Annotated in this window: 5 protein-coding genes; 4 read left to right on the top strand and 1 reads right to left on the bottom strand. The window is 62.2% G+C overall.

The features are described from left to right. On the bottom strand, positions 1-1,992 hold a 1,992-nt coding region (locus tag EN990_RS34220), incomplete at its 3' end, for a ribonuclease E/G (protein ID WP_164766217.1). Positions 1,993-2,646: 654 nt separating this feature from the next. Here EN990_RS34220 and EN990_RS34225 point away from each other — a divergent pair. The 4 genes from EN990_RS34225 to EN990_RS34240 form a co-directional block, all read left to right on the top strand. Next, positions 2,647-3,909: an N-acetylmuramoyl-L-alanine amidase gene (locus EN990_RS34225; RefSeq protein WP_064993631.1), complete on the top strand. Its 1,263-nt coding sequence runs from the start codon at positions 2,647-2,649 to the stop codon at positions 3,907-3,909. A gap of 213 nt (positions 3,910-4,122) precedes the next feature. Next, a complete protein-coding gene (locus tag EN990_RS34230) occupies positions 4,123-6,579 on the top strand; it encodes a penicillin-binding protein 1A (protein ID WP_013531366.1) in 2,457 nt (818 codons plus the stop codon). 117 nt (positions 6,580-6,696) lie between these two features. Then, positions 6,697-7,828, top strand: a protein-coding gene (gene prfB, locus EN990_RS34235) for a peptide chain release factor 2 (RefSeq protein ID WP_013531367.1) whose coding sequence is annotated in 2 segments (ribosomal slippage) — positions 6,697-6,762 and positions 6,764-7,828 — 1,131 coding nt in all. Because the reading frame shifts where the segments join, the coding sequence is not laid out codon by codon here. Between the two features lie 65 nt (positions 7,829-7,893). Continuing rightward, positions 7,894-8,154, top strand: a 261-nt coding sequence (locus EN990_RS34240; RefSeq protein WP_245469239.1) for a GFA family protein, incomplete at its 3' end; no start/stop codon positions are given.

The following is an 8,154-nucleotide window of genomic DNA, read 5'->3' on the forward strand; positions in this document are numbered from 1 at the left end:
GTGCTGCGAACCCACCGAATCGTCGGCCTCGACGGTGATCGTCAGCCCGAAGCGGCTTTCGAGTTCCACCAGCGTGCCGCGCTTGTGGTTGAGCACGTAGAGTGCTGTCGCCGCCGGCGTCCGCACCGTGATGTGGCTGCGCGAATCCTTGAGCAGGAATTCCTCGATCGCCCGCACCACCATCAGCGCGACCGACGAATCGGAGCGCACATGGCCGGTGCCGCCGCAATGCGGGCAAGGCTTCATGGTCGATTCCAGCACGCTGGCGCGGATGCGCTGGCGTGACATCTCCATGAGGCCGAAATGCGAGATACGGCCGACCTGGATGCGCGCACGATCGTTCTTGAGGTGATCCTTCAGCCGCTTCTCGACGGAGCGGTTGTTGCGGTTCTCCTCCATGTCGATGAAGTCGATGACGATCAGGCCGGCAAGATCGCGCAGCCTTAGCTGACGCGCGACTTCCTCGGCCGCTTCCAGATTGGTGTGGAGCGCGGTGTCCTCGATCGAGTGCTCCTTGGTGGAGCGGCCCGAATTCACGTCGATGGCAACCAGCGCTTCGGTCTGGTTGATGATGATGTAGCCGCCGCTCTTCAGCGTCACTTGCGGCTGCAGCATGCGGTCGAGCTGTGCCTCGATGCCGTTGCGCACGAAGATCGGCGTCGTGTCGCGGAACGGCTGAACCACCTTGGCGTGGCTCGGCATCAGCATGCGCATGAAGTCCTTGGCCTCGCGGTAGCCTTCCTCGCCGGAGACAAGAATCTCGTCGATATCCTTGTTGTAGAGGTCGCGCACCGAGCGCTTGATCAGGCTGCCTTCCTCGTAGACCAGGGCAGGGGCCGTGGACTGCAAGGTGAGATTGCGGACATTTTCCCAAAGCCGCATCAGATATTCGTAGTCGCGCTTGATCTCTGCCTTGGTGCGGCTCTCGCCGGCGGTGCGCAGGATGACGCCCATGCCCTGCGGCACTTCGAGATCGGCGACGACCTCCTTGAGCCGCTTGCGGTCGACCGCGCTGGTGATCTTGCGCGAAATGCCGCCGCCACGCGCCGTGTTCGGCATCAGCACCGAATAGCGGCCGGCCAGCGACAGATAGGTGGTCAGCGCCGCGCCCTTGTTGCCGCGCTCTTCCTTGACGACCTGCACCAGGAGGATCTGCCGGCGCTTGATCACTTCCTGGATCTTGTACTGGCGGCGCACCGGCTTGCGGCGGTTGCGCACTTCTTCCAGCGCATCCTCGGCGCCGACCGATTCGACCTCGTGATCGTCCGGATGCGAGGACTGCACTTCTTCCAGCATGCCGCGATCATTGTCGCCGGAGGTCGCTTCGCTACCTTGTTCGGCCAGCGGGACGGCTTCGGAAATCACATCGGCCTCGACCGAGGCGGCGATCGACGTCGGGCCGCCTTCGCGGATTTCGCCTTCGTCCTGCTCGGCCGAATCCTCACCATGCTCGGACGCATCAGCATGTTCGGACGAATCAGCCGCATGTTCGATGATCTCGGACGTGTGCGAGATGTCCTCGACACCAGCGTCGGCACCTTCTTCTGCCTCGTCGGCAGCGTCGCTCGCCTCGCCGGAATCGGCTGCATCGCGCTTGTGCTCGCCCCGGTCGCGGGGCTTGCCGCCGCGCCTGCGGCCGCGCCGTCCGCGATCGCGGCTCTGGCGATCATCGCCGTCGCCGTCCTCGTTCTCCTCGTCCTCAGCCTCCTGCGCTTCCGCGCGCAGCAGTGCCTGACGATCGGCGACCGGAATCTGGTAGTAATCGGGGTGGATTTCACTGAAGGCGAGAAAACCGTGACGGTTGCCGCCATATTCGACAAAGGCTGCCTGAAGGGAGGGCTCTACGCGCGTTACGCGGGCTAGGTAGATGTTTCCTTTGAGCTGCTTCTTGTCCTGGGATTCAAAGTCGAATTCTTCAATACGGTTACCGCGTATGACGACAACGCGTGTTTCCTCCGGGTGGGAGGCGTCTATCAGCATTTTGTTGGGCATTATTTCGTTTCCCCCCGGCAGCCGTCAGCCGCAGCTTGCGAGGCAAAGCCTGCTGCTGCGTGTCTGGAATGTGGGTGCCGGATATTTGAACGTCCGTCGGCCGCCGCTTGAGCGCCATGGCGGTGCCGCCCGCAGCCATAATGGCGCGGTTTGATGCGGACCTTTCCATGATTGCGCTTGAAGCCATCGTCACCAACAGAACCTTTTGAACCAAAGCCCGGACGAACCGGACCAGCTTGTTTGCTCATACAGAGCCGGCACGGGAACAAACCCGGCCGTTTTCCTCACGCAGGCGATTCCCCCGCCACGGGAGCACGCCTGCGAAATTCGTCGCGATCACCTGAACCCTTTTCGCCTGAAGCGAAAGGAGCCGCCTTTACGTCTGACCCTGTAGCAAGAAGCTGCGGAGGAGGGCGGTTCCAGGATTGCAGTGATCCACCATCGCTTTTATGATTTGGCGGGGTGGAAGGCAACCCCGATTTCCGATGCCGGCAAAAAGCCGTTCCGTAGCGTAAAGCCAGGCTTGCGGCCCTGCATGAAAAGGCTTGGTTAACCTTCTCTGGATACCAATCGTTAATCGAGTTCGCGGCCTAACCGGCATTTCGACGAAACGACCGGGCGCCGGGCGCCAAACCGGGAGCGACTGCAAGAGAGATGGGATTGGCGGACTTCACAGACAAGGGATGTCGTGTCGGCGGCCGGATCCTGGCCTCTTTCTGCCTCTTGCTGCTGCTGGCGGCCTCATCCGTCTTGTCTTCAAATGCCAGTGCCGCCGACGCTCCGCTCGTGGCAAAAGGCTACAAGATGGCCGGCGATGCCACCAAGATGCGCATCGTCATGGATTTCGACCGCGAACCCGATATCAAATGGTTCCTGCTGCGTGGTCCCAACCGTCTTGTCATCGATCTCGCGAATACGAGATTCGCCGTGGATGCCAAGGATTTGAAGGCGCGGGGCCTGGTCAAGGGCGTGCGCCTGGGCGAACTCGGCGAGGGCGTTTCGCGTCTGATCCTCACCGGCAAGGGACCCTTTGCCGTCGACAAGCTCGACGTGCTCAAGAACGAGGACGGAACCGGCTACCGCATTGCCATCGATATGTCGGCGGCATCCGAACGCGAGTTCGATGCCGCACTTGCCAATCAGGCGCTGACCACCGGATCGACCGTTTCGACCGACAAGGGAGGGCGGGTCGGCACCGGGCCGGTCTCCAATCCGGGCCATCGGTTCACCGTCGTCATCGACCCCGGCCATGGCGGCATCGACGGCGGTGCCGAGGGCCTGAACGGCACCATCGAAAAAAACGTCACGCTGGCCTTCGCCACGGAGCTGCGCGACAAACTCGCGGCCGTCGGCAATTACGATGTGTTCATGACGCGCGACACAGACGAATTCCTGCGTCTGGACGACCGCGTGCGCATTGCCCGTCAGCATGAGGCCGACCTGCTTATTTCGATCCATGCCGACACGATCAGCGTCAAGGGCATTCGCGGCGCCACCGTCTATACCGTCTCCGACAAGGCTTCGGACCCCGAGGCGCAGGCGCTTGCCGACCGTGAGAACCTCTCCGACCAGTTCGCCGGCATGGAAATCAAGAACGACAACAAGGAAGTCACCGACATCCTGATCGACCTGATCCGCCGCGAAACACACAATTTCTCGATGAGTTTCGCCCACACGCTGGTTGGCCAGTTGTCGACCAGCGTCGGTCTTATCAACAATCCGCAGCGCTCCGCGGGTTTCAAGGTGCTCAAGGCACCCGATGTGCCGTCGGTGCTGGTCGAACTCGGTTATCTCTCGAACGCCAAGGACGAGGCGCAGTTGCTCAACGCCGACTGGCGCGGCAAGGCGGCCCAGAGCATAACCAACGCCGTCGCGCTGTTCGCGTCGGCCAAGGCCGGATCGGGAACCGGAGGTTGACATGACCGGCGACGCCTGCAACCAGAGGCGGCGTTGCGCGACGACAACACCCAGTGCTTTTATTTCCGGCCAGCAGCCGTGAAATCAGGCATTGCCGTATTTTGTCCACATGGCGGCGACAAGGGTTTTCGATTACGGATTGGGACCGGCTCGAAAGCTTGCGTGAAAGGCGGCTTCGTTTAGGAAATTCCCGAACCAAGGACTGGAGCGGGTATGATTCGTCTCATTGGCTATTTTTTCGGCATCGGCACGACGCTGGCCCTTCTGGTCGCGGCGGGCGTTGCGATCTACATCGGCCATTTGTCGAAGGATCTGCCCGACTACGAGGTGCTGGCCAAATACGAGCCGCCGGTGACCACCCGCATCCATGCGTCCGACGGCGCGCTGATGGCCGAATATGCGCGCGAACGGCGCCTGTATCTGCCGATCCAGGCCATTCCGGACCGCGTCAAGGCGGCCTTCCTGTCGGCGGAAGACAAGAATTTCTACAATCACCCGGGCATCGATGTCACCGGCCTCGGCCGCGCCATCATCGTCAACCTGCAGAATTTCGGCTCGGGCCGGCGCCAGGTCGGCGCTTCGACGATCACCCAGCAGGTGGCGAAGAACTTCCTGTTGTCCTCGGACCAGACCTACGAGCGCAAGATCAAGGAGATGATCCTCGCCTTCCGCATCGAGCAGGCCTATCCCAAGGATCGCATTCTCGAGCTCTACCTCAACGAAATCTTCTTCGGCTTCGGCGCCTATGGCGTCGCCGGTGCGGCGCTGACCTATTTCGACAAGTCGGTCAACGAACTGTCCGTGGCCGAGGCCGCCTACCTGGCCTCCCTGCCCAAGGGGCCGAACAACTATCACCCTTTCAAGCATGCCGATCGCGCGATCGAGCGCCGCAACTGGGTCATCGATCAGATGGTCGAGAACGGCTATGTCACGCGTGAGGAAGGCAACAAGGCCAAGGCTGAGCCGCTGGGCGTGACGCCGCGGCGCAGCGGCACCTATCTGTTCGCCGGCGAGTACTTCACCGAAGAGGTGCGCCGCCAGATCATCGCCCGCTACGGCGAGAATGCACTCTACGAAGGCGGCCTCTCCGTCCGCACCACGCTCGATCCGAAGATCCAGCTCATTGCCCGCAAATCGATGCAGAACGGGTTGATGAAATACGACACGCTGCGCGGCTATCGCGGGCCGGTGACATCGATCGATGTCTCGGGCGACTGGGGCGTGCCGCTTGGCGCCGTCAAGGGACTGGAGGATGTTCCCGAATGGTCGCTCGCCGTCGTGCTCGACAGTTCGGCGACCGGCCTGTCGATCGGCCTGCAGCCCGCACGGCAGGCGTCGGGCGAGATCGTCAAGGAGCGCGTCGAAGGCACCATCAGCAAGGAGGACATGGGTTTTGCCATGCGCCATGTGGTCGCCGGCAAGACCGTCAAGGCCAAGTCGCCGGCGGAGGTGTTGAAGCCGGGCGACGTCATCTTCGTGCAGAAAAACGATGGTGCCGAGGGCACCTACAGCCTGCGCCAGGTGCCCGAAGTAGAGGGCGGCCTGATCGCCATGGACCCGCACACCGGCCGCGTGCTGGCCATGGTCGGCGGCTTCTCCTATGCGCAGTCCGAATTCAACCGCGCCACGCAAGCCATGCGCCAGCCGGGCTCCTCGTTCAAGCCGATCGTCTATTCGGCAGCGCTCGACAATGGCTATACGCCGGCCTCGGTTATCATGGACGGGCCGATCACGATCCAGAGCGGCAACACGAGCTGGACGCCGAAGAACTATGACGGCACCGTCGCCGGTCCGGCGACCCTGCGCTCCGGCATCGAGAAGTCGCGCAACCTGATGACGGTGCGGCTTGCCAATGACATGGGGATGAAGCTGGTGGTCGAATATGCCGAGCGCTTCGGTGTCTACGACCATCTGGCACCGTATCTGCCAATGGCGTTGGGTTCCGGCGAAACCACCGTGATGCGCATGGTGTCGGCCTATTCGATCATGGCCAATGGCGGCAAGTCGATCAAACCGTCGCTCATCGACCGCATCCAGGACCGCTACGGCAAGACGGTGTTCAAGCAGGACGAACGTGGCTGCCAGGGTTGCAATGCGCAGGAATGGCAGAACCAGCCGGAGCCGGAGCTGGTCGACAATTCCGAGCAGGTGCTCGACCCGATGACCGCCTACCAGATCACCTCGATGATGGAAGGGGTCGTGCAGCGCGGCACCGGCGCCACCATCGGCGAACTCGGCCGTCACATCGCCGGCAAGACCGGAACGACCAACGATGAAAAGGACGCCTGGTTCATCGGTTACACGCCCAACCTCGTCGTCGGCCTCTACATGGGCTATGACACGCCGCGCGGCCTCGGCCATGGCGCCACCGGTGGCGGCCTCGCAGCCCCGATCTTCAAGGACTTCATGCGAGTGGCGCTGGACGGCACGCCCAATGTCGACTTCAAGGTGCCGGAAGGCATGAACCTGGTCGCCATCAATCGCAAGACCGGCATGCGTGCCGCATCGGGCGATCCCGGCACCATCATCGAAGCCTTCAAGCCGGGCACCGGTCCCGCCGACAGCTATTGGGTGATCGGCATGGGCGCCGACGGCTCAAATGCCACCGGTGGCGCGCTGTCGCCGCAGGCCAATCAGGCTATCCAGTCCGGCGGCGGCGGCCTCTACTGACGATTTTCAGGGGCGGATGGGCTGGCCTTGGGCCGGCCCATTTTGCTTTACAGCCGGCGGCGGCGTGCCTATGTATCGCGCCGACCGATTTCAGCAAACAGGACAGAACAGCCAGCCATGCGCGCGGAAACGCAGAATATTGTCGACGAGATCAGGCAGGCGATAACCCTGCTGAGGAGGCATCTTTGACTGGGATCAAGCCATAAAGCGGCTTGAATACCTCAATGTGCGCGCCGAGGACGCCAGCCTCTGGAACGAGCCGCTGGAAGCGCAGAAGCTGATGCGCGAACGCCAGAGCCTCGAAGAAGGCATCGCCTCGGTGAAAGGTCTGACGCAGGCGCTGGAAGACAATATCGGCCTGATCGAACTCGGCGAGGAAGAGCGCGATGAGGGCGTGATCGCCGAGGCGGAAGCCGCGATCCGCTCGATGCAAGGCGAAGCGAAGGCCCGCCAGGTCGAGACGCTGCTGTCGGGTGAAGCAGACTCCAACGACACCTATCTCGAAATCCATGCCGGTGCCGGCGGCACCGAAAGCCAGGACTGGGCCTCGATGCTGCTGCGCATGTACACGCGCTGGGCCGAGCGGCGCCGTTTCAAAGTCGAAGTGCTGGAAATGCATGACGGCGAAGAGGCCGGCATCAAGTCCGCCACGTTGATGATCAAAGGCCACAACGCCTATGGCTGGATGAAGACGGAATCGGGCGTTCATCGCCTGGTGCGTATTTCGCCCTATGACAGCAATGCGCGCCGGCATACGTCCTTCGCCAGCGTCTGGGTCTATCCGGTCATCGACGACACGATCGAGATCGACGTCTCCGAATCCGACGTCCGCATCGATACTTATCGCTCGTCCGGCTCGGGCGGCCAGCACGTCAACACCACCGATTCGGCGGTGCGCATCACGCATCTGGCCACTGGCATCGCGGTCGCCTGCCAGGCCGAACGTTCGCAGCACAAGAACAAGGCCAAGGCCTGGGAGATGCTGCGCTCGCGCCTTTACGAGGAAGAGCTGAAGAAGCGCGAGGCGGTTGCAAACGCCACCGAAGCATCGAAGAGCGATATCGGCTGGGGCCACCAGATCCGCTCCTATGTGCTGCAGCCCTATCAGTTGGTGAAGGATCTCCGCACCGGCGTCGAGAGCACCAGCCCGTCGAGCGTGCTCGATGGCGACCTCGACGATTTCATGGAAGCCTCGTTGTCGCAGCGCATCGAAGGCGGTGCCGGCGAAGCCGTGGCGGACCTGGACTAGGATATGCCCATATTCAGGTGAGGCTGGCCTGGCCTCATCTGAACATACCCCTGCGCACCACAGCAATGGAGGAGAGAGTGCCGAGCAAGCTCACCGGAAAATGCTTTTGCGGCGCGGTTCACTACGAGGTGGCCGACGAATTCCTCTATGCCGCGAATTGCCATTGTTCGGACTGTCGGCGCACCACCGGTTCGGCATTCAAGCCTTTCGCCGGTATCGAGCGTGAAAAGTTTGTCCTCACCGAAGGCGAGGACAAACTCCTGATCTTCGGCGACCAAAGCGGCCACAACGCGCATTGCTGCCGGTGCGGCTCCTTGCTTTATTCG

Source organism: Mesorhizobium sp. M7A.F.Ca.US.005.03.1.1, assembly GCF_003997975.1.
Taxonomy (GTDB): Bacteria; Pseudomonadota; Alphaproteobacteria; order Rhizobiales; family Rhizobiaceae; genus Mesorhizobium; species Mesorhizobium ciceri.